At 62.5% G+C, this 21,151-nt stretch carries 22 protein-coding genes; 12 read left to right on the top strand and 10 right to left on the bottom strand.

What is annotated here, in order from left to right; all coding sequences use genetic code 11:
• Positions 1 to 10 precede the first annotated feature (10 nt).
• From ACVZUB_RS10200 to ACVZUB_RS10190, 3 genes are read right to left on the bottom strand one after another with little or no spacing between them, the layout of a single operon-like run.
• Positions 11 to 1,096: an adenosine deaminase gene (locus ACVZUB_RS10200; protein ID WP_003940981.1), complete on the bottom strand. Its 1,086-nt coding sequence runs from the start codon at positions 1,094 to 1,096 to the stop codon at positions 11 to 13.
• Positions 1,097 to 1,105: 9 nt separating this feature from the next.
• Positions 1,106 to 2,401 (bottom strand): thymidine phosphorylase, encoded by a 1,296-nt coding sequence (locus ACVZUB_RS10195; RefSeq protein WP_003940738.1) that lies wholly within the window; start codon positions 2,399 to 2,401, stop codon positions 1,106 to 1,108.
• Complete coding sequence (locus ACVZUB_RS10190) at positions 2,394 to 2,798, bottom strand: cytidine deaminase (RefSeq protein WP_003940810.1); 405 nt, start codon at positions 2,796 to 2,798, stop codon at positions 2,394 to 2,396. Before ACVZUB_RS10190 ends, ACVZUB_RS10195 begins: the two co-directional genes overlap by 8 nt.
• A 253-nt stretch (positions 2,799 to 3,051) precedes the next feature.
• Here ACVZUB_RS10190 and sdhC point away from each other — a divergent pair, with 253 nt between their 5' ends.
• The 4 genes from sdhC to ACVZUB_RS10170 are packed head-to-tail and all read left to right on the top strand — an operon-like array spanning position 3,052 to position 6,447.
• Positions 3,052 to 3,456, top strand: coding sequence for a succinate dehydrogenase, cytochrome b556 subunit (sdhC, locus tag ACVZUB_RS10185; RefSeq protein ID WP_020969155.1), 405 nt, complete (start codon positions 3,052 to 3,054; stop codon positions 3,454 to 3,456).
• A gap of 1 nt (position 3,457) precedes the next feature.
• Positions 3,458 to 3,913: a succinate dehydrogenase hydrophobic membrane anchor subunit gene (locus ACVZUB_RS10180; protein WP_003940699.1), complete on the top strand. Its 456-nt coding sequence runs from the start codon at positions 3,458 to 3,460 to the stop codon at positions 3,911 to 3,913.
• Positions 3,914 to 3,928: 15 nt separating this feature from the next.
• Entirely contained in the window at positions 3,929 to 5,680 is a 1,752-nt protein-coding gene (gene sdhA / locus ACVZUB_RS10175) for a succinate dehydrogenase flavoprotein subunit (RefSeq protein ID WP_003941011.1), read from the top strand.
• Positions 5,680 to 6,447 carry a succinate dehydrogenase iron-sulfur subunit gene (locus ACVZUB_RS10170; RefSeq protein ID WP_003940925.1) on the top strand — a complete coding sequence of 256 codons (768 nt, stop codon included), beginning with the start codon at positions 5,680 to 5,682 and terminating at the stop codon, positions 6,445 to 6,447. Before sdhA ends, ACVZUB_RS10170 begins: the two co-directional genes overlap by 1 nt.
• Positions 6,448 to 6,505: 58 nt before the next feature.
• Here ACVZUB_RS10170 and ACVZUB_RS10165 read toward each other — a convergent pair whose 3' ends face one another.
• Positions 6,506 to 7,528 carry a LacI family DNA-binding transcriptional regulator gene (locus ACVZUB_RS10165; protein WP_083057767.1) on the bottom strand — a complete coding sequence of 341 codons (1,023 nt, stop codon included), beginning with the start codon at positions 7,526 to 7,528 and terminating at the stop codon, positions 6,506 to 6,508.
• A gap of 75 nt (positions 7,529 to 7,603) precedes the next feature.
• Here ACVZUB_RS10165 and ACVZUB_RS10160 point away from each other — a divergent pair, with 75 nt between their 5' ends.
• The 4 genes from ACVZUB_RS10160 to ACVZUB_RS10145 are packed head-to-tail and all read left to right on the top strand — an operon-like array spanning position 7,604 to position 11,296.
• The gene (locus ACVZUB_RS10160; RefSeq protein ID WP_482628332.1) at positions 7,604 to 8,395 is read left to right on the top strand and encodes an SDR family oxidoreductase; all 792 of its coding nucleotides are present in this window, start codon (positions 7,604 to 7,606) and stop codon (positions 8,393 to 8,395) included.
• The gene (locus tag ACVZUB_RS10155; protein WP_482628331.1) at positions 8,395 to 9,435 is read left to right on the top strand and encodes a Gfo/Idh/MocA family protein; all 1,041 of its coding nucleotides are present in this window, start codon (positions 8,395 to 8,397) and stop codon (positions 9,433 to 9,435) included. The genes ACVZUB_RS10160 and ACVZUB_RS10155 overlap by 1 nt, the downstream gene beginning before the upstream one ends.
• Positions 9,432 to 10,298, top strand: a complete 867-nt coding sequence (locus ACVZUB_RS10150; RefSeq protein WP_007727332.1) for a TIM barrel protein — start codon at positions 9,432 to 9,434, stop codon at positions 10,296 to 10,298. The genes ACVZUB_RS10155 and ACVZUB_RS10150 overlap by 4 nt, the downstream gene beginning before the upstream one ends.
• A complete protein-coding gene (locus ACVZUB_RS10145; RefSeq protein WP_482628330.1) occupies positions 10,295 to 11,296 on the top strand; it encodes a Gfo/Idh/MocA family protein in 1,002 nt (333 codons plus the stop codon). Before ACVZUB_RS10150 ends, ACVZUB_RS10145 begins: the two co-directional genes overlap by 4 nt.
• Positions 11,297 to 11,354: 58 nt before the next feature.
• On the opposite strand, the gene ACVZUB_RS10140 is transcribed toward ACVZUB_RS10145, so the two are convergent.
• The 4 genes from ACVZUB_RS10140 to ACVZUB_RS10125 form a co-directional block, all read right to left on the bottom strand.
• A complete protein-coding gene (locus ACVZUB_RS10140; RefSeq protein ID WP_007727336.1) occupies positions 11,355 to 12,167 on the bottom strand; it encodes an ATP-binding cassette domain-containing protein in 813 nt (270 codons plus the stop codon).
• A 3-nt stretch (positions 12,168 to 12,170) separates the two neighbouring features.
• Positions 12,171 to 13,229: an ABC transporter permease gene (locus ACVZUB_RS10135; protein ID WP_003940759.1), complete on the bottom strand. Its 1,059-nt coding sequence runs from the start codon at positions 13,227 to 13,229 to the stop codon at positions 12,171 to 12,173.
• Between the two features lie 63 nt (positions 13,230 to 13,292).
• Positions 13,293 to 14,294 (bottom strand): substrate-binding domain-containing protein, encoded by a 1,002-nt coding sequence (locus tag ACVZUB_RS10130; RefSeq protein WP_007727338.1) that lies wholly within the window; start codon positions 14,292 to 14,294, stop codon positions 13,293 to 13,295.
• A 160-nt stretch (positions 14,295 to 14,454) separates the two neighbouring features.
• Positions 14,455 to 15,456, bottom strand: coding sequence for a LacI family DNA-binding transcriptional regulator (locus ACVZUB_RS10125; RefSeq protein ID WP_065455153.1), 1,002 nt, complete (start codon positions 15,454 to 15,456; stop codon positions 14,455 to 14,457).
• Between the two features lie 116 nt (positions 15,457 to 15,572).
• Here ACVZUB_RS10125 and ACVZUB_RS10120 point away from each other — a divergent pair, with 116 nt between their 5' ends.
• The 4 genes from ACVZUB_RS10120 (at position 15,573) to ACVZUB_RS10105 (ending at position 19,108) form a co-directional block, all read left to right on the top strand.
• Positions 15,573 to 16,598: a Gfo/Idh/MocA family oxidoreductase gene (locus tag ACVZUB_RS10120; protein WP_482628329.1), complete on the top strand. Its 1,026-nt coding sequence runs from the start codon at positions 15,573 to 15,575 to the stop codon at positions 16,596 to 16,598.
• Complete coding sequence (locus ACVZUB_RS10115) at positions 16,595 to 17,371, top strand: TIM barrel protein (protein WP_214514470.1); 777 nt, start codon at positions 16,595 to 16,597, stop codon at positions 17,369 to 17,371. Before ACVZUB_RS10120 ends, ACVZUB_RS10115 begins: the two co-directional genes overlap by 4 nt.
• 173 nt (positions 17,372 to 17,544) lie before the next feature.
• On the top strand, positions 17,545 to 18,729 hold the full coding sequence (locus ACVZUB_RS10110) for a phytanoyl-CoA dioxygenase family protein (protein ID WP_482628328.1): 1,185 nt from the start codon (positions 17,545 to 17,547) through the stop codon (positions 18,727 to 18,729).
• Positions 18,730 to 18,790: 61 nt separating this feature from the next.
• Complete coding sequence (locus tag ACVZUB_RS10105) at positions 18,791 to 19,108, top strand: hypothetical protein (RefSeq protein ID WP_482628327.1); 318 nt, start codon at positions 18,791 to 18,793, stop codon at positions 19,106 to 19,108.
• 39 nt (positions 19,109 to 19,147) lie between these two features.
• Here ACVZUB_RS10105 and ACVZUB_RS10100 read toward each other — a convergent pair whose 3' ends face one another.
• On the bottom strand, positions 19,148 to 19,573 hold the full coding sequence (locus ACVZUB_RS10100; protein ID WP_482628326.1) for a hypothetical protein: 426 nt from the start codon (positions 19,571 to 19,573) through the stop codon (positions 19,148 to 19,150).
• A gap of 58 nt (positions 19,574 to 19,631) precedes the next feature.
• Complete coding sequence (gene iri / locus ACVZUB_RS10095) at positions 19,632 to 21,068, bottom strand: rifampin monooxygenase Iri (protein ID WP_482628325.1); 1,437 nt, start codon at positions 21,066 to 21,068, stop codon at positions 19,632 to 19,634.
• Positions 21,069 to 21,151: the final 83 nt, after the last annotated feature.

The raw sequence follows: 21,151 nt of genomic DNA, 5'->3' as shown, positions 1-21,151 counted from the left end.
CGCACGTCATCTAGCCGATGAGCACGGCGTAGCCCGGCTTGATGACGTCGTCGATCAACGCGAGGCGCTCGTCGAACGGGATGAAGGCCGACTTCATCGCGTTGATGGTGAAGCGTTCGAGATCGGTCCATCCGTAACCGAAGGTCTCGACCAACGCGGCCATTTCCCGGCTCATGGTGGTGTCGCTCATCAGCCTGTTGTCGGTGTTGACGGTCACTCGGAAGCGCAAGTCCGCCAAGAGTCCGAACGGATGGTCCGCCAGGGCGGCTACGGCTCCGGTCTGCACGTTCGAACTCGGGCACAGTTCCAGGGGAATGCGCATGTCACGGACGTAGTTCGCGAGCCGACCCAACTCTGCCCCACCTGGCACGCCTACGTCGATGTCGTCCACGATCCGCACGCCGTGGCCCAACCGATCCGCTCCGCAGAAGGCGATGGCTTCGTGGATCGACGGCAACCCGAAAGCCTCACCCGCGTGAATCGTGAAGTGAGCGTTCGCGTCACGCATGTACTCGAAAGCATCGAGGTGCCGGCTCGGTGGGTTACCGGCCTCGGCACCGGCGATGTCGAACCCGACAACCCCGCGGTCCCGGAATCGCACCGCGAGTTCGGCGATCTCCCGCGACCGCGCGGCATGCCTCATCGCCGTGAGAAGACAGCCGATGCGGATCTCCCGTCCCGCGACCCTGGCAGCGGATTCGCCGGCCCGGAAACCTTCGAGAACGTGCTCGACGACCTCGTCCAAACTCAGGCCTTGTTCCAGGTGCTGCTCGGGCGCAAAACGGACCTCGGCATAGACGACGTTGTCGTCGGCCAGATCCTCGGCACACTCACGTGCCACCCGTGCGAGCCCTTCGGGGGTCTGCATCACGGCGACTGTGTGCGCGAACGTTTCGAGGTAGAGCTCGAGCGATCCACTGTCAGCGGCAGTTCGGAACCATTGCGCCAGTTCGGATGCCGTATTCGCCGGCAGCTCGTCGTAGCCACATTGCTCGGCCAGTTCGAGAACGGTCTCGGGTCGGAGTCCTCCGTCGAGATGATCGTGGAGAAGAACTTTGGGTGCGCTGCGGATCGTGGTCAACTCCGGTGCGTTCATTCGCCAACGCTAACGCGAATCACCCACAATTCGCTCGATGAGCAACGGTCGCGAAACGGTGTCGGAATCGGTCCCGATCGACCATCCACCGCCGAGGCTTCGTCGCGCTGCATCAAATCTCTCGGGAGTGTCGGTGTGCAATGTCATCAGCTTCTGCCCGGCACGGACCACGTCGCCAGGCTTTGCATGCATCTCGATGCCGGCACCGGCCTGAACGGCTTCGCCCTGCCGTTCGCGTCCGGCTCCCAGTTTCCAGGCCGCGATGCCCACCGCCATGGCGTCGAGTCGGGTCAGTACGCCGTCCCGGTCCGCGGTGACGACGTCGCTGTGCCGGGCCACCGGCAGCGTCGCGTGTGGGTCCCCACCTTGGGCGGCGATCATCGCGCGCCACCGGTCCATTGCCGTGCCGTCGGCCAGTTTGTCGGCGGGGTCGATACCGTCGATCCCAGCCGCTGACAGCATCTCCCGAGCCAGGACCAGGGTCAGCTCGACGACGTCCGACGGCCCGCCGCCTGCCAGCACCTCGACGGATTCACGTACCTCGAGGGCGTTGCCCGCCGTCAATCCGAGCGGGGTGTCCATCCCGGTGATGAGAGCGCTTGTACGCACGCCGGCGTCGTTGCCAAGCTCGACCATCGTGCGTGCCAACTCTCGCGCGTCGCCGAGGTCCTTCATGAACGCTCCGGAACCGACCTTGACGTCGAGCACCAGGGCGCCGGTTCCCTCGGCAATCTTCTTGCTCATGATCGAACTTGCGATCAGCGGAATGGATTCCACCGTTCCGGTCACGTCGCGCAGCGCGTAGAGCTTCTTGTCCGCGGGGGCCAGATTCGCTCCGGCAGCGCAGATCACCGCGCCGATTTTCGGGTCCGAGAGAATGTCGACCATCTCCGTCGCCGTGAGCTCGGCTCGCCAACCTGGAATGGCCTCGAGCTTGTCGAGAGTTCCACCGGTGTGGCCGAGTCCGCGGCCCGACAACTGCGGGACTGCAAGACCACAGGCAGCGACGAGGGGTGCAAGCGGAAGGGTGATCTTGTCCCCCACTCCACCGGTCGAATGCTTGTCGACGGTGGGCAGCGGCAAGTCCGAAAAGTCCATCCTCCCGCCGGATTCGATCATCGCCTCGGTCCATCGACCGGTCTCTGCTCGCGACATTCCGCGGAAGTAGATCGCCATCGCGAGCGCCGACATCTGCTCGTCACCGACGATCCCCTGTGTGAACGCCTGAACTATCCAGTCGATCTCGGTTCCCGACAGCTCGCGGCCGTCACGCTTGGCGCCGATGATGGAAACTGCGTCAAACATGGCGGAGCCCCTCTGCTTGTTCCGGCCCGAAAGCATCAGGCAACAGCTCGCTCAGCGGCTTGAACCCACTGCTCGTGTCGACAAGCATCTCACCCCCGCCGTGCTCGAGGAGAAGCTGTCTGCACCGGCCGCACGGCATCAGAATCGAGCCCTTCGCGTCGCAGCACGTGAAGGCAAGCAGCCGGCCACCCCCGGTGGCGGCCAAGTTACCGACGAGTCCACATTCGGCACACAGGCTCAAACCGTATGAGACATTTTCCACATTGCATCCTGAGACGATCCGACCATCGTCTACCAGGGCAGCTGCACCCACTGCATAGCCCGAGTACGGTGCATAAGCCTGCCGCATGACCACTTGCGCGTTGTGCCGCAACAACTTCCAGTCGATGTCGCCCATGGTTCGTTATCCAATCACGCCGACTGAATGGATGCAGAAACCACGCCGAAACAGTCTCGGCGAGATTGGAAAGGCAAACCTTACAAAGAGTTTGGTACGCGTACGAATCCCGCATCTGATTAGTTCCCGGTTTCACATAGGTTTAGAGTCTGAGTCAAGTCGGTTCAGGATCCCGTCGAGCCCGGGCTGAGGTACATCGAAGCTCTCTGCAGGCTCGACGCGTCCACCAATGACGTTGGAGGCACAGCACTCGATGAGTACTACGACTGAAGCCGCTCCTCAGAAGGAGCGCACGAGGTCGCTTTACCGGGGCGACCCCGGAATGTGGTCCTGGGTTCTACACCGGATCACAGGCGTCGCTACTTTCTTCTTCCTATTCGTACACGTTCTCGATACGGCACTCGTTCGGGTCAATCCCGATACGTACGACGCCGTCATCGACACGTACAAGAACCCCCTCGTCGGCCTCATGGAGATCGGCCTCGTCGGCGTAGTCCTCTACCACGCCCTCAACGGCGTGCGCGTGATGTTGGTGGACTTCTGGTCGAAGGGCCCGAAGTACCAGCGCGTCATGCTCTGGACCATTCTGACGATCTGGTTCCTGGTGATGATCCCAGGCGCCGGACGCATCCTCATCAACATGTTTGCGGAGCACTGACATGGCGACTACTCACGGACCCGAAGCCAAGAGCCTGGGCACCTCATACGACCGTCCCGCAAGCCTGGACAACCCGCGGTCCCCGCGCGCGAAGGCTCGGAACAACTTCGAGTTGTACGCATGGCTGTTCATGCGCTTCTCCGGCGTCGCCCTGATCGTTCTGGTCCTGGGCCACATGTTCATCATGCTGATGCTCGACGGTGGCGTTCACCGTCTGAACTTCGCGTTCGTCGCAGGTCGCTGGTCCAGCCCGTTCTGGCAGTTCTGGGATCTGACGATGTTGTGGCTGGCACAGCTGCACGGCGGTAACGGTCTGCGCACGGTCATCGCGGACTACTCCCGCAAGGACTCCACGCGCTTCTGGCTGACCACGATCCTCGTTCTCTCGATGATCCTGATCATGGGCCTGGGCACGTACGTCATCTTCACCTTCGACCCCAATATCTCGGCGAGCTAGGGGAGCACAGACTTCATGCAGGAACATCGTTATGACGTGGTCATCGTCGGCGCCGGTGGCGCAGGCATGCGTGCGGCAATCGAAGCTGGCCCCCGTGCCCGCACGGCCGTACTGACCAAGCTCTACCCCACCCGCAGCCACACCGGCGCGGCCCAGGGCGGCATGTGTGCCGCACTGGCGAACGTGGAGGAAGACAACTGGGAGTGGCACACCTTCGACACCGTCAAGGGCGGCGACTACCTCGCCGACCAGGACGCCGTCGAGATCATGGCCAAGGAGGCCATCGATGCGGTGCTCGACCTCGAGAAGATGGGTCTGCCGTTCAACCGCACGCCCGAAGGCAAGATCGACCAGCGTCGATTCGGTGGCCACACACGCGACCACGGCAAGGCACCCGTCCGCCGTGCGTGTTACGCCGCCGACCGCACCGGTCACATGATCCTGCAGACGCTCTACCAGAACTGCGTCAAGCACGACGTCGAGTTCTTCAACGAGTTCTACGCCCTCGACATCGCCATCACCGAGACCGAGGACGGCCCGGTTGCCACCGGTGTCATCTGCTACGAGCTCTCGACCGGCGAGCTGCACATCTTCCACGCCAAGTCGATCGTCTTCGCGACCGGCGGCTCGGGACGCATGTACAAGACGACGTCCAACGCGCACACCCTCACCGGTGACGGCATGGGCATCATCTTCCGCAAGGGCCTGCCCCTCGAGGACATGGAGTTCCACCAGTTCCACCCGACAGGACTCGCCGGTCTCGGCATCCTGATCTCGGAAGCCGTCCGCGGTGAAGGTGGCATTCTCCGTAATGCCGATGGTGAACGCTTCATGGAGCGTTACGCACCCACCATCAAGGACCTCGCTCCGCGTGACATCGTGGCGCGTTCGATGGTCCTCGAGGTTCTCGAAGGCCGCGGCGCCGGCCCGAACAAGGACTACGTCTACATCGACGTGACGCACATCCCCGAGGAAGTTCTCGACGAGAAGCTCCCCGACATCATGGAGTTCTCGCGCACCTACCTCGGCGTGGACCCCGTCAAGGAGCCCGTGCCCGTCTACCCGACGTGCCACTACGTCATGGGCGGTATCCCCACCAAGATCAACGGTGAGGTGCTGCGCAACAACGACGAGATCGTCAAGGGTCTGTACGCGGCCGGCGAATGCGCCTGTGTCTCCGTACACGGTGCAAACCGTCTCGGTACCAACTCGCTCCTCGACATCAACGTGTTCGGCCGTCGCGCCGGCATCGCTGCCGCCGAGTACGCGAACTCCACCGAGTTCGTCGACATGCCGGAAACCCCGGCCGCGATGGTCGAAGACTGGGTCGGCGTCATCCTGTCCGATCACGGCCACGAGCGCGTTGCGGACATCCGCACCGAGCTGCAGCAGTCGATGGACAACAACGCCTCCGTCTTCCGCACCGAAGAGCGCCTCACCCAGGCTCTCAAGGATGTGCGTGCTCTCAAGGAGCGCTACAACCACATCACGGTCCAGGACAAGGGCAAGCGCTACAACAGCGACCTGCTCGAGGCCATCGAGCTGGGCTTCCTCCTCGAAATGGCAGAGGTCACCGTCGTCGGCGCCCTCAACCGCAAGGAATCGCGCGGCGGCCACGCTCGCGAGGACTTCCCGGACCGCAACGACGCCGAGTACATGAAGCACACGATGGCGTACAAGGAGGGTGACGGCCTGCTCTCCGACATCCGTCTGGACTACAAGCCGGTGATCCAGACCCGCTACGAGCCGATGGAGCGTAAGTACTGATGTCTGCGCCTGCTGTAGATGCACCCAAACTCCCCGCTGTTCCTGAGGGGGCCGTCATGGTCACTCTCAAGATCGCGCGGATGAACCCCGAATCGGGCGAGGGCCAGCACTGGGACAGTTTCCAGGTCCCGGCACTGCCCACCGACCGTCTGCTCAACCTGCTCCTGTACGTGAAGGGTTACCTCGACGGCACCCTCACGTTCCGTCGCAGCTGCGCACACGGAGTCTGTGGATCGGACGCGATGCGGATCAACGGTGTGAACCGTCTGGCCTGCAAGCTGCTGATGAAGGACATGCTGCCCAAGGACGGCAAGCCGGTCACCATCACGGTCGAGCCCATCAAGGGCCTGCCCGTCGAGAAGGACCTGGTTGTCGACATGGAGCCCTTCTTCGACGCATTCCGCGCCGTGAAGCCGTTCCTCATCACCAGTGGCAACGAGCCCACTCGTGAGCGCATCCAGAGCCAGCACGACCGTGCTCGTTTCGACGACACCACCAAGTGCATCCTCTGCGCATGCTGCACCACGTCGTGCCCCGTGTACTGGAGCGACGGCAGCTACTTCGGTCCCGCTGCCATCGTGAACGCACACCGGTTCATCTTCGACAGCCGTGACGAGGCCGCTTCCGAGCGTCTCGACATCCTGAACGACAAGGACGGCGTGTGGCGTTGCCGCACCACGTTCAACTGCACCGACGCGTGCCCCCGCGGCATCCAGGTGACAAAGGCTATTCAGGAAGTCAAGCGAGCACTGCTCTTCGCTCGATAGTCAGGCCTTCGGCCCTGTGCGCGGTTAGGGAGTCTCCGGACTCCTTGACCGCGCACAGCTATGTCGGGGGCATGTTGAGCGGTGTCACGACTTGAACCGGTGACGTCGTAAAGCCGAAGTGAGCGCCCATGGCGCCGTGTTCCTTCATGACCACCTGACAGGCAGTGCGAACATCCGCACGCAGATCGTGGTGGAGCACCGCTGATATTCGCTTCTCCCCCAGCAACTTTCGATTGTCACCGTCGAGATCGTGGGCGATGAAGACACTGCACTCCCGGTTCAGTTCTTCGAACGCGTCGACAGTGGCCAGGTTGCCACCACCGATCGAATACACGGCACGGATCTGCGGATCGGATTCGAGTGCCGCTCGCACCAGTTTCCTACTCGTCTGATCCAGACCGTCACTGTTCGGAATGTCGATCAACCGTCGATGCGGAGCCGAGACTCGCATGGCGGAGCGAAATCCCATCTCCCGTTCTTCCTCCCCGCGGAAGAACCCGCTGCTCATGCTGACCAGCACGTTGCCTTCCCGATCCCCCAGCCACTGATCTATCAAGTACGCGGCGGTGGCTCCGGCGGCTCGGTTGTCGATGCCGATGTAGGCGGCTCGCCTGCTGCCGGCAACGTCGGTCACCAACGTGACGACCGGAATCCTTGCCGCCACCAACCGATCGATCGCCGCCACGACTTCCGGAGTGTCGGGAGCCTTGACGATGACACCGTGGGACCCGCGCCGGCGAATCTTGTCGAGCGTCGACGTCATCGCTTCTACCGAACCGGTCTCACGAAAGTGAAACCGGGACCGCACCACAGCCGGTGCAAGGGTCGGCAGTTCGGCCTCGAGCGCATCGCGAACGGCGTCGGAAAACCGTGCAGGAGTTTGCAACACGACGTCGACGATGAACGTGCGACCGACCAGTTTCAGTTGCGAGCGTTGACGTTCCAGGTCCGTGATCGCCTGGCGAACCTCCGATCGTGTGCCGTCGCGAACTCCAGGACGGTCGTTGAGCACCCGGTCGACGGTGGCCTCACTCAGGCCCGACTGCTGAGCGATCTCCCGTACTTTGAATCGATGCGCCACAACTACCTCACGATGATGGATATTTGATGGTTTTTTGCTGTTGCTCGAGGTCTTCGTCACAGCCAGACTAAACCCATGACTTCTACGCCGGGCGTAACCAGGCCCGCACTCCTGGCCGACACCGTCTTACTGGTCAGTGGCGGCTCGCAAGGCGTCGGCGCCGGAATCGTACGCGCCGCAGTCCGTGAGGGCGCTCAGGTGGCTTTCACCGGCCGACGCCCGGACGTCGGAAAGGCTCTCGAGACAGAACTTCCGGGAACTCACTTCATCGAAGCCGATGTGGCACAAACGGATTCCGCGCTCGACAGCGTGGCCGAGACGATCTCTCACTTCGGCCGCGTGGATGCTCTGGTCAATTCCGCCGGGCTCACTTCACGCGGAACGCTGCTCGACACCACCGAAGAACTCTTCGACCAGCACATCGCGGTGAACCTTCGCGGTCCGTTCTTCACGATGCAGGCAGCAGTCAAAGACATGCGCGAGCGTGCGGTCCCCGGGTCCATCGTCAACATCATCTCCACGTCCGAACTCGGCGGGCAGCCGTATCTCGCGCCGTACGTGGCAGCGAAGGCCGGGCTGGCGGGGCTGACCCGCAACGCCGCCCATGCGCATCGCTGGGATCGTATCCGGATCAACGGTCTCGACATCGGGTGGACACAGACCGAGGGTGAAGACCTCACGCAGAGAGCTTTTCACGACGCCGGTGACGACTGGCAGGAACGCGCGGGCAGCACCCTCCCCATGGGCAAGCTCGGACAGGTCGACGAAATCGCCGACTTCGTCGTCTTCCTGCTCTCCGATCGCAGCGGAGTCGTGACGGGTTCGATCATCGACTGGGACCAGAACGTCTTCGGAGGGCTGAACTGATGGGCGCTCGCATCGGAGTTCTCGGCCTCGGACGAATCGGCAGCTACCACGCCCGAAATCTACTGACGCTAAACGGCGTCGACGCACTGGTTGTCACCGATGTCGACGCACGTCGAACCTCGGACGTGGCAAGCGAACTCGACGTGGAGTCCGCTGCCGATCCCGACGCGCTTCTAGCGTCAGGCATCGACGGCGTTCTGATCGCCGCGCCGTCGAGTTCACATGCCGAATTGATCGAAGCCGCTGTTCGCCTAGACATCCCGACATTCTGCGAAAAGCCGGTAGCCGACTCCATCGAATCCTCCGTTCGTGTACTCGCGACTGCCGAGCAGACGTCGGTACCAGTCCAGATCGGATTTCAGCGCCGATTCGACCCGTCATTTGTGGCGGCGTACGACGCGGTTCGATCTGGAGAACTCGGTTGGATCCACACTCTCCGATCGACCACCCTCGACCCCGCTCCCCCGCCGATCTCGTACATCGAACACTCAGGCGGCATCTTCCGCGACTGCTCGATCCACGACTTCGACATCGTACGGTGGATCAGCGGCCGCGAAGTCACCACTGTTTTTGCCACCGGCTCGAATCAGGGTGATCGCGGGATCGCCGATGCCGGTGACGTCGACACCGCCGCAACGGTTCTCACTTTCGAAGGCGGAACCATCGCGGTCGTGTCGAATACCCGCTACAACGGCCGCGGCTACGACTGCCGACTCGAGGTACTCGGCTCGGCGGACTCCGTCGTTGCCGGGCTGGACGACCGCTTGCCACTCCGCTCCCTCGACCCCGAAACATCGTTCCCCTCGAAGGAGCCGTACACGTTCTTCATGGACCGCTTCACGTCCGCCTACCGTGCGGAACTCGAAGCATTCCTCGGCGTTGTCGCCGGGCGTCGGGAATCACCGTGCACGCCCACAGATGCGGTCGAGTCGGCCTGGATCTCCGAAGCTGCAACGCACTCTCTGCGCGAGGGTCGGCCCGTCACGATCACCGAAGTCAAAGATCTGTTCCTTCACGACAAGAATGAGGCACACACATGAGCACTCCTCGCATCGCCGGCGCACCGATCTCCTGGGGCGTGTGCGAAGTCCCGGGCTGGGGCTACCAGCTCGACCCTGCGCAAGTCCTCCGGGAAATGCGCGAAGTCGGTCTGGCGGCAACGGAAATCGGACCGGAGGGATTTCTGCCGACTGCACCCGCCGAAATGGCCAAGGTGCTCGCGGATCACGATCTGAGCGCAGTCGGCGGGTTCGCACCGGTACTGCTGCATGATCGCGATCATGATCCGGTTCCCGGCATCTCCCCCATCCTCGACGGTTTCGTCGCCTCGGGTGCCGAGGTTTTGGTCCTGGCCGCCGCGACGGGTTCCGACGGCTACGATTCACGCCCGGAACTGGACGAGCAGAGTTGGAAAACCCTGCTGCACAATCTCGATCGCCTCACCGACGCCGCGGCCGAGCGCGGAATCAGGGCAGTTGTCCACCCTCACGTCGGAACGATGATCGAGCAGCGCGACGAGGTCCTGCGAGTGCTCGACGGCTCGGCCATCCCCCTGTGCCTGGATACCGGCCACCTGTTGATCGGCGGCACCGATCCGGTCGACCTGGCGCGTCAAGCTCCCGAGCGCATCACCCACGTGCATCTCAAGGACGTCGACGATGCCCTCGCATCACGCGTTCGCAGAGGTGAGCTCACCTACACCGACGGCGTGAAGGCGGGAATGTACCGTCCACTCGGTGGCGGCGACGTCGACATCGCCGGTGTCACAGCCATATTGCAGCGCCACGGTTTCGACGGGTGGTACGTGCTCGAGCAGGACACCATTCTGGCCGAAGCGCCGTCGGACGAGGGACCGGTGCGCGATGTGCGAGCGAGCGTCGAGTATCTGCGGTCGGTTCTGTGACACCTACCCCGCTGCGGATAGGCATTCTGGGAGCCTCACGCATCGCCGAGAACGCGATGATCAAACCTGCAACGGCAACCGGGCACCGCCTGGTGGCCGTTGCCGCACGCGACCCCGAGCGGGCCAGAGCCTATGCGGCCCAGCATGGGATCGAACGGGTGGTCGGTTCGTACGCCGAGCTGATCTCGGATCCGGAGGTGGACGTCGTCTACAACGCGCTACCCAACAGCCTGCACGGACCGTGGAATCTCGCCGCCGTTCGGGCCGGCAAGCACGTGCTGACGGAGAAACCGTTTTCGAGCAACGCGGTGGAAGCGCGTGCTGTAACCGAGGCAGCGCGCGTGAGCGGAGTGACGCTGCTCGAGGGGTTCCACTACCTCTTTCATCCGGTGAACCGGCGCCTGCTGGATGTGGTTCGGAGCGGCACAGTCGGCGCGGTCACTCGGGTGGAAACCGTACTGCGGATGCCCACACCATCCGAGAACGACCCGCGGTGGGAGCTCGCATTGGCAGGTGGGTCACTGATGGACCTGGGCTGCTACGGGTTACATGCTTCCCGGACGCTGAGTGACGTCTGTGGCGGTGCGCCAGTGGTGACCGGGACCCGCCACGAGGAATACGCTCCGGGGGTCGATTCGTGGTTCGACATCGAACTCGAATACCCCAGCGGCGCCACGGCATCCGTGGTGACCACGATGTTGGACGAGCGGTATCACTTCACCGTCCGAGTATTCGGCACTGAAGGAGACGTCCTGGTGCACAACTTCCTGCAGCCGGACATCGACGACCGTGTCTCCGTCACGGCCGGTGGGCGCACGAGCGTCGAGCATCTGGGCACGAAGTCGTCGTACACCTATCAACTCGAAGCGTTCGCCGATCATCTGTCCGGGGTCTCGGCGCTGCCGATCGGCCCGGGCGACGCGGTAGCCAACATGACGATGATCGACGAGGCGTACATGCATTCCGGCCTCGGGGTTCGGCCGACGACCATCCTGTGACGAAACGACTACAGCCTCGGTTCGATTCGAACCGAGGCTGTAGTCGCGAGGTTTTGATCTAGCGGCGAAGCTCGTGGGTCAGCGTCTCGAGCTCGTCACCGCCCGCCATCTCCTTGGTCAGTTCTTCGAGTGAGATGTCGTCGTACTTGGCGTCGAGCTTCTGCCTGCCTCGGTTGAGGAGCACGAAGTGATCGCCGACCATGTACGCGTGGTGCGGATTGTGCGTGATGAAGATGACGCCGAATCCCTGTTCCTTGGCAGCGGTGATGTAGCGCAACACCATTCCCGACTGCTTGACGCCGAGCGCTGCTGTCGGCTCGTCGAGAATCAGCACGCGCGCGCCGAAGAAGATGGCGCGGGCGATGGCAACACACTGACGCTGACCGCCCGAGAGACTACCGATCGGTGCGTCGACGTCAGGTAGTTCGATGCCCATCTTCGACAGTTCCGAAAGAGTCGTCGCGCGCATGGCGTTGGCGTCGAGCGACTTGATCAGACCACCCTTGCGCAGTTCCTGCCCGAGGAAGAAGTTGCGCCACACCGGCATCAACGCAACGACGGCGAGGTCCTGATAGACCGTCGCGATGCCTTTGCCGAGAGCTTCTTTCGGCGAGTGGAACGTTGTCGGTTCGCCGTCGACGAGTAGTTCACCTTCGCTCTGCTGGTGCAGACCCGCGATGATCTTGATCAGCGTGGACTTGCCTGCGCCGTTGTCACCGAGCACGCCCGTTACTTCACCCGCACCGACGCGCAGGTTGATTCCCTTGAGCGCGATGATGTTTCCGTATTGCTTACCGACGTCCTTGAGCTCGATCAGTGGCACGTTGCCGCCCGAGTTCGAGAGAGCGGGAACTTCAGCTGTGGTACTCATGTGTCACCTTTTCGCAGCGTAGTTGCGGAATGCGTTGTTGGCGATGACCGCGAAGAGCAGCATGGCGCCGAGGAAGAACTTGAACCAGTCCGGGTTCCAGCCTGCGTAGACGATGCCCTGGTTGGTCATACCGAAGATGAATGCACCGATCGCAGCGCCGATCGCGGTTCCGTAACCACCGGTGAGCAGGCAACCGCCGATGACTGCGGCGATGATGTACAGGAACTCGTTACCGACACCCTGACCGGACTGAACGGTGTTGAACGAGAACAGCAGATGCATGCCCACGAACCAGGCAGCAAAGCCGACGGTCATGAACAAGCCGATCTTGACTGCGGTCACCGGCACACCGATCGCGCGGGCACTGTCCTGATTGCCGCCGACCGCGAAGATCCAGTTGCCGATCTTGGTCTTGAACAAAACAAATGTTGCAATCGCGGTGAACAGCAGCCACCACACGACCGTGATCTTGACGGACACCCCGAAGACCGAGAACGACGACGCGAATACCTTTTTGGCGGAATCGAATCCAGCCATGTCGGAGACGCTGGGTGTGGCCACCTGACCACTCACGAGCTTGGTGACGGCCAGGTTGATACCGGTCAACATCAGGAAAGAACTCAAGGTGATGAGGAAGCTGGGAATCTTCGTCTTCATGACGAGGTAGCCGTTGAAGAATCCGACGGCGAGCGAGACGACCAGCGCCAGAATCGCGCCCACCCACAGGTTGAGGTGCAGGTTGTAGGCGATCATCGACGCGGCGAGCGAGGACGTGGTGACTGCGACGCCGGCGGAGAGGTCGAACTCGCCGCCGATCATGAGCAGGGCGACCGCGCAAGCCATGATGCCGATCGTGGAGCTGGAGTAGAGCACTGTCGCAAGCGCTTCCGGCGTACGGAACGGTGCCGCGACGATACAGAAGAAGATGAAGATGGCGATGGCGCCGACAAGTGAACCCATCTCCGGGCGGAGCAGCAGACGCTGAATGCGCTTTTGCTCCTTCACCCGTTCATCGGTCACGACTTTATGGGCGGCAAGGTCGAGATCTGCCTGAGTGGACATGATTTCCCTTCCGTGCTGGACAGGCGCACGGAGGGCGGACTCTCAGCCCTCCGTGCGCCCGGATCAGCGAGTTCCGTTCTTGGCGTACTCGGCGACCGAGTCGATGTTGGTGTTGTCGATGAACGCGGGTCCGGTCAGGGTGGGCAAGCCACCACCGATCACGTTGCCGTTGTTGAGGTAAAGCCACAGCGAATCGATGGCGAGGTAGCCCTGCAGGAAGGGTTGCTGGTCCACTGCCCACTGCACGTCACCGGATTTGATGGCGTCGACGAGCGCCGCGTTGGTGTCGAAGGTGACGACCTTCGCCTTGCTGCCCGCATTGCCGACCGACGTCACGGACGTCAATGCGAACGGCGCACCGAGCGCGAGAACTCGATCGATTGCCGGGTCCTGTTGAAGTTTCGCGGTGATGGTCGACTCCACCGACGGCATGTCCTTGCCGTTGACGTTGAGAATCTCCGTCGTTCCCTTGAACGACTTCTTCACACCGGCGCACCGTGATTCGAGGCTCACGTTGCCCTGCTCCTGAATCACGCACAGCACCTTGGTGGCACCTTCGGTGTTGAGTCGCTCGCCGGCAGCTTCACCGGCAATCGACTCGTCCTGACCGAAGTACTCCTTGACGCCCATGTCCTTCCAGGTTTCGAGGCCCGAGTTGAGGGCGACCACCGGAATGCCCGCGGCGGTGGCACTTTGGACCGCGGCAACCATGGCGTCGGGCTTCGCGAGGGTGACGGCGATCCCGTCGACCTTGCTGTCGATCGCACTCTGAACCAAGTTGGCCTGATTCGGCGCCTCGGGATCGGCGGAGTACCGAAGTTCGATGTTGTCCTTGGCCGCTGCGGTTTCGGCACCCTTGCGCACCAGATCCCAGAACGTGTCACCGGGCACTTCGTGGGTGATCATCGCAATGGTGGCGCGGGGCGTGTCCGCCGTACCCGCGCCCATTCCGGATCCGGAAGAATCCGGCTTACCGCCGGTGCTTGAACAGGCGGCCAGACCCAAGACCACGACTGAGGCTCCGGCCAGTACGGCAACGCTCTTGCGTCCCGTGAGAAACGACATGTGAACTCCCTCTCGACATCAACCAACGGCCCGCGAACGGATGGTGCTCGGTTGTATGTGAAAGATGTAATACCCGTCACAGTCGAATGTCAATAGTTTGTTCTGACATTAGGACTGCTTATCAAAGACCGGACAACCTAGTTTAGGTCGAAACGCCAGGTCAACGCCCTACGAGTCCAGTTGAACCTCGAACTACAAGTTGTGGTTGCGCGACTATGTCCCTGCCCAAGAGTCCACTTCCGGCGTCGAGACGTTCGGAGATTCGCTCCACCGCGGCGCCACCCAGAAACGCCGTGTCCTGCCCGACACTGGTCAGATCGATGTGCGCCAAACCTGCCAATGCACTGTTGTCGAATCCGATCACGGAGACGTCGCCGGGCACCGAGACTCCCGCACGCAAGAAGACGTCCAGGACTCCTAGCGCGCAACGATCATTGAAAGCGAAGACCGCACCGGGAATCCCTTGTTCGACCATCGACCGCGCAGCGTCCGCGCCGAACTCCTCCGTGAGGCCGCCGGGAAGTATCCGCGATTCCAGTCCGGCCGCCCGCATGGCCTTCCGGTAGCCCTGACGCCTCTCCTGGGCACCCGGACCGCGTCCGCCGTCGACGTGGACAATCGAGCGGTGCCCGAGTCCGACGAGATGATTCACAGCCATCACGGCGCCCGCCTCGTCGTCCGTGCGGACAACGTCCACATGTGCTGAGGGCATCTTCCGGGCGAGCACGACGACGGGAACCTTGGCCGCCAGGTCGACGATCTCCGATTCCGGCGCCTGCGAACCCAACAGCAAGATCGCCTCGCATCGGTCGTCGAGCAGGGTGCGCACGGCGCGCGAGCCAGGCCTGCGGTCCGAGACGGCACTGAGAACGACGTCGTAGCGCAAGCGTTCGGCTGCGTCGTAGATCTCGTCGAGCAGCTCCGCGTGAAAGGTTTGCGCGGCAACATAACTGACACCGATCAGGCGGCTGCGATGCTGGCGCAGCAGTCGCGCCGCGTTGTCGGGTCGATAGCCGAGTTCGTCCGCGGCCGCCTTGACCCGTACCCGCGTGGCATCGCTGGCACCCGGGACATCGCGAATGACGATGGACACCAGTGCGCGTGACACACCGGCCAGGTCTGCTACGTCTTGCAAGGTGGGGCGTCGACTGTTCACCTCCACAGACTAGATCGTTCCAGCGAATACACGCCGAAACGTTGACGCACGAGGCAACCAGCGCTTTACTGGCAAGGACTAGAACGATCTAGTTCCTCATCCTCACTCCGAACGGAGCCCCCATGTCTGCCTCTGTTGCAGTCGGTCTGATCGGCGCTGGATGGATCGGCCGTTTCCACGGCGAGTCCGTCGCGCTGCGTATCCCCGGCACCCGTCTCGTCGCCGTCGCCGATCCTGCGCCCGGCGCTGCGGCGTCGTTGATCGAACGTGTCAGTCCCGACGCCCGCGCGTACACCGACGCCCTTGAGCTGATTGCCGATCCGACCATCGAAGCGGTGCTCATCAGTACGCCCGCATCAACTCACACCGATCTCGTGGTAGCAGCAGCGGAGGCAGGCAAGCATGTCTTCTGCGAAAAGCCGATGGCATTGACGCTCGAGGACGCCGATCGCGCAATCGGCGCATGCGCCGCGAACAATGTTGCGCTGCAGGTCGGTTTCAACCGGCGCTTCGCCGCCGACTTCGCCGCGGCACACGACGTGATCACCTCCGGTGGGATCGGGACACCGCAGCTACTTCGCTCTCTGACTCGCGATCCGGGAATCACCGCCGACGTCGCCTCCCGAGTCAAGCCGTGGACCATCTTCAACGAGACACTGATTCACGACTTCGACGCCCTGCTCTGGCTCAACCCGGGGGCACGCGTCGTCGAGGTGTTCGCGCAGGCCGATGCTCTCGTCCATCCGCAGTACAAGGAGCAGGGGTACCTCGATACGTCGATGGTTCAGTTGCGGTTCGACAACGGCGCCCTCGCGTCGGCCGAGGCCAACTTCCAGGCCACCTACGGTTACGACGTTCGCGGCGAGGTTTTCGGTTCCGGTGGAATGGTGAGTGCAGGCGAGGTCACGCGGACCGCGATGCGTCATTACAGCTCACCGGGCGTTCTGGCCGACACACCTCGGGTGAACATCGAACTGTTTCACGACGCCTATGTTGCCCAGCTGGCGCACTTCGCAGACTGCATCCGCTCCGGCAGCGCGCCGTCGGTCGACGGTCTCGATGCTCGCAACGCCCTGGAAATCGCACTGGCTGCAAAAGAATCCGTGGAAACCGGACTGCCCGTATCGCTGCTGTCGGTGCCGCAGTGAGCCCCTTCGATTTGGCGGTCTCTGCCGAGATGACGTTCACCGAACTCCCTGTCGTCGAACGCATTCGGCGGATCTCGGAGGCGGGGTTCGCAGCCGAGATCTGGAGTTGGCAAGACAAGGACCTCGATGCTCTGGTCGCCACCGGGGCTCGGTTCTCCTCGATGACCGGCTATCTTCACGGCGATTTGTTCGACGAAGCGGGCAGCGCCGAACTCGTACGTACAGCGGCGCTATGCCTCACGCCGGCAGCGAAACTCGGCGTTCCTCGGCTGAACTTCCATACCGGCGAGCTGATCGACGGACAGGCCGCGCGCCCGCAGTATCGAACTACGGGAGCGATGTGGCTGACGGCCCAACGCGCTCTCGAGAAGATCGCGCGACTGGGTGAAGACGCCGGAGTCGTCTTCTGCCTCGAGAATCTCAATACGATCGTCGATCACCCTGGCGTACCGATGGCCCGAGCCAAAGACACTCTGGCACTGGTGGAATCCGTCTCACACCCCAACCTCAAGATGATGCTCGACCTCTACCACGCACAGATCGGCGAAGGAAACCTCATCGAACTCGTGCGGCGTTGTGGTGACAACATCGGCGAGATTCAGGTGGCCGACGTACCCGGCCGATGCGAACCCGGAACCGGCGAGATCAACTACCCAGCCATCGCACGCGTTCTCGCCGAGCAGGGTTACACCGGCACGGTCGGATTGGAGGGCTGGGCATCCGGAGACAGTGACACCGCACTCACTGCTTTCCGGAACGCCTTCACTCTCTAACTCTCACCCAGGAACGTGATCCCGTCGTAGCGCGCAGATCTTCCGTCACCGGTCGAGTCCACGGGGAGCGCTTCCTGAGGTCTTTTTGATGGATTTCAGGGGTAGTTTCGATGGCTTTTCCTTGGCAGTCTTTGAGTCACAGCACATCGTGAACTCCGCAGGAAGGCCCCCGAATGACTCCAGCACTGACCGACCACACCGTGCCGTTCGCGGGTAGGTTGCACCGAGAAGATTGCAACATCGAAGACTTCGCCGCTCTGGTCGCACACGAGACAGACCCCGCCGATTACCCGTACGCCCATTCGGTGGCCGACGGCGTTCTTCTCTACCGCTCGGATGCTCTGGTCGACAAATTGTCGAATCCTGAAATCCGGGCGGAGATTCAGGACGAGATCGCCCGCGCGTTACTCACCGGTCCAGGCATCACGGTCTTCCAAGGCGCGTTCGACGCGGAGGTATTGGATCGCGCCAGTGCGGTCTTCCGTGAACTCATTGCGCGCCAACACGAAGCCGGCGCGGTGTCCGGAGATCACTTCGCCAAACCCGGAGCCAATGACCGGATCTGGGGAGCACAACTGAAGTTGGCGCTCGAAGATCCCAAGGCTTACGTCGACTACTACGCAAACAGCATTGTCGCTTTAGCTTCGGAAGCCTGGCTCGGCCCCATGTATCAGGTGACGTCGGACGTCAACGTCGTCAATCCCGGTGGCGCCGCACAGAATCCACATCGCGACTACCACCTCGGTTTCATGTCGAGCGACGTCGCTGCGAAGTTCCGAGCGCACGTTCATCGCTTGACCCCCGCCCTCACCTTGCAAGGTGCAGTCGCCCATGTGGACATGCCGGTCGAGACGGGACCGACGAAATATCTGCCGTACTCCCAACAATTCGAATCCGGATACCTCGCGTTCGAGCGTCCCGAGTTCAAGGAGTTCTTCGAGGCCAATTACGTCCAATTACCTTTGGAGAAGGGAGATGCCGTCTTCTTCAACCCTGCACTGTTCCACGCCGCCGGCCACAACAAATCCGCCGACGTCCTGCGCATGGCAAATCTTCTTCAGGTGTCGTCAGCCTTCGGTCGCGCCCTCGGAACCATTGACCGGGACGCGCTCGTCAACGCGATCTATCCGGCACTGCTCGCCCTCAGCGAAGCAGGTTCCGACGAGTCTGTTCGCTGTGCCGTCGCCGCTTCCGCTGAGGGCTACGCCTTCCCGACCAATCTGGACCGAGACCAACCGATCGACGGCCTCGCGCCTCAGACGCAGGCCGAACTAGTGATGGAGGCGGTTCGCGAGCGGATCTCGCCTGACCATCTGGCCGAGTTGCTGAAGGCACAGTCCGAGAGACGAATGGCCTGAGGGACGACAGCGCTGACGAGACTTGGACCGCCCAATGCCGGTCAGTCGGTACGCTCGTGGCATGGGGTGGGACTTGTTAGTGCTGTTCGCCATGATCGGCCCGTTGGCGGTGTTCGGGTGGGCGGCTGTTCGGGCAAGGCGCCGCGGGCTTGGGGGGTCGTTCGTCGGGCCGTTTCAGGAGATGTTCGATCCCGGTGCGGCGCGAGCACAGACTGTCATCGAACAGATCGCGGAACTTCCGGATCCTGCGGACTCCGGCGCCCCGGACAACGACGACGATGTGCCGTACACAGTCGCCTACGAGGGTGTTCGGCTCCACATCAACCCCGGTAAGGCTCGACAGCGCGGAGGCGACGGGACCACCAAGCGAGCTCAGTGAAAGTCGGACCGGATACAACGCGAGGGAGAACTGGTTCAGTCAGGGCCGGCGAAGTTGATAGGTGACACCGTTCTCCAACTCATCTGAGCTGAAGGACTCCGGAGAGAAGTGGCCCAAGCTCACCTCATAGTTTCTCTGGTTTGCGGGGACGGCATCAAAATGTGCGGTGTAGGAGCAGGTGCTCATTCCGTCGGGAAGTTGATCGATTGCCTCGACCTCGAGTGCCGACCTTGTGGATGCAGCGCCGCTGCCCCCGAAAATCTGAATCTGGTCGTTCGGAGCGACACGAATCATGTCGATCACGCACTCTCCAGAGACCGTCTCGGCCTGCTCTGCCTGACCGGTCACCGTTATCGTGGCGGCAAAGGTTTTCGGCACATCGACATTGGTCGTGCAGCTTGTCAGCATCAGCGCTCCCACAGAGCCCGCTGCCGCAGCCGGAACCTGTGCTGACCTTCGCCTCATAGTCGTCAACGGTAGTGCGTCCGAGTCGCCACGGTGCTCGGTTGCCGAATCCGAAGAGTTACACGGGGCCCGTCGCCGGCCGGCCGAACCACGTGGACAGCTGAGTATCCAACTCCGCCTGCGAATCCCCCACCCATGCCACGTGACCGTCTGGTCGAAGCAGGACAGCCGGTGAGTCCAATTCGGTGCTGGTGTCGACTACGTGGTCGACTCGATCGCTCCAACCATCTACCGCCAGTTGGCTACCCTGGTCGAGAAGAAGTCCGCGGCCGGATCGCATCAGGTCGTACAGGTTGCCGCGGGTCAACGCGATGTTCCGCAGCCGCCGACCGAGTAGGTCGTCGCCTTCGCCGAAATCGTAGCGAATCGAGATCGCAGTGATCTTCTCGGTCAGATAGCGCTTGACGTCTTCGAATTCCATCAGCTCGGAGATCAAGCGCCGCACGGCTTGTGGACCGGCAGCGGTGGAGATCAGCTCCGCCTGCGCGCGCGTGTTGTCGAGAACGTCGGCAGCCACCGGACGCCGTTCCGATTCGTACGTGTCGAGCAGGACGTCCGGTGCCCAGCCGTTGATCTCGGCGGCGAGCTTCCAGCCGAGGTTGAAGGCATCTTGCACACCGAGATTGAGACCTTGACCGCCCATCGGTGGGTGGATGTGTGCGGCATCGCCGGCGAGGAACACCCGGTCGCGCCGGTAGTGCTCCGCTAGACGGGTGGCGTCGCCGAAGCGCGAGAGCCACCGCGGCGAGTGCACACCGAAGTCGGTACCCGCAATGGCCAGTAGCTGTTGTTTGATGTCGTCGAGGGTGGTCGGTGTTGCGCGACCGTCGGCAACTTCGGCCGCAGGGACCACGACACGAAAAGCGCCGTTACCGGCGGGACCGACTCCGAATCGTTTGTGCGTTTCCCGGATTTCGGCGACAACGGCGGCCAGTTCATCAGCCGGCATGGTCACGTCCATTTCGCCGATCAGCGTGTCGGCGCTCGACGGCTCGCCGGGAAACCCGACGTCGATCAGCTTCCGAACAGTGCTGCGGCCGCCGTCGCAGCCCACGAGATAACGCGCGTGAAGTGTTGTGCCGTCGGACAAGTCCGCTGTGACGCTATCGGTATCTTGACGGATCGCGACGACGCGCTTCCCTCGCTGAATGTCCGCACCGACTTCGGTGGCATGTTCGGCAAGAATCCTGTCGATCTCGGGCTGAGGAATGCCCAGTACGTACCCGTGCGCAGTATCGAGGTGCGCCGGTGCCGGTTTGCTGATCCCCGCGAAGAATCCACCGAGCGGATACTTGCGGCCGTGCGCGAGGAACTTGTCCAGCAACCCGCGCTGCTCCATGATTTCGATGCTGCGCACATGGATGCCGAGGGCACGGACGAACTGAGTCGGCTCCTCGTCCTTGTCCACGACGACGACATCGACGCCCTGCAGCCGGAGCTCACCTGCCAGCATCAATCCAGTTGGTCCAGCACCGACAATGATGACGTCACTCATGCGATCCCCTCCTCCGGGCAAGGCTTTTGCTTGCTCGCAGCAGACGAGTGTGCACCATCACCGGGGCCTTGCCGCAAGCCCCG

The sequence above is a fragment of the Rhodococcus sp. OS5 genome (assembly GCF_056837585.1).
Note: the sequence above shows the minus strand (reverse complement) of the source record. Positions and strands in the feature narration are given on the sequence as shown.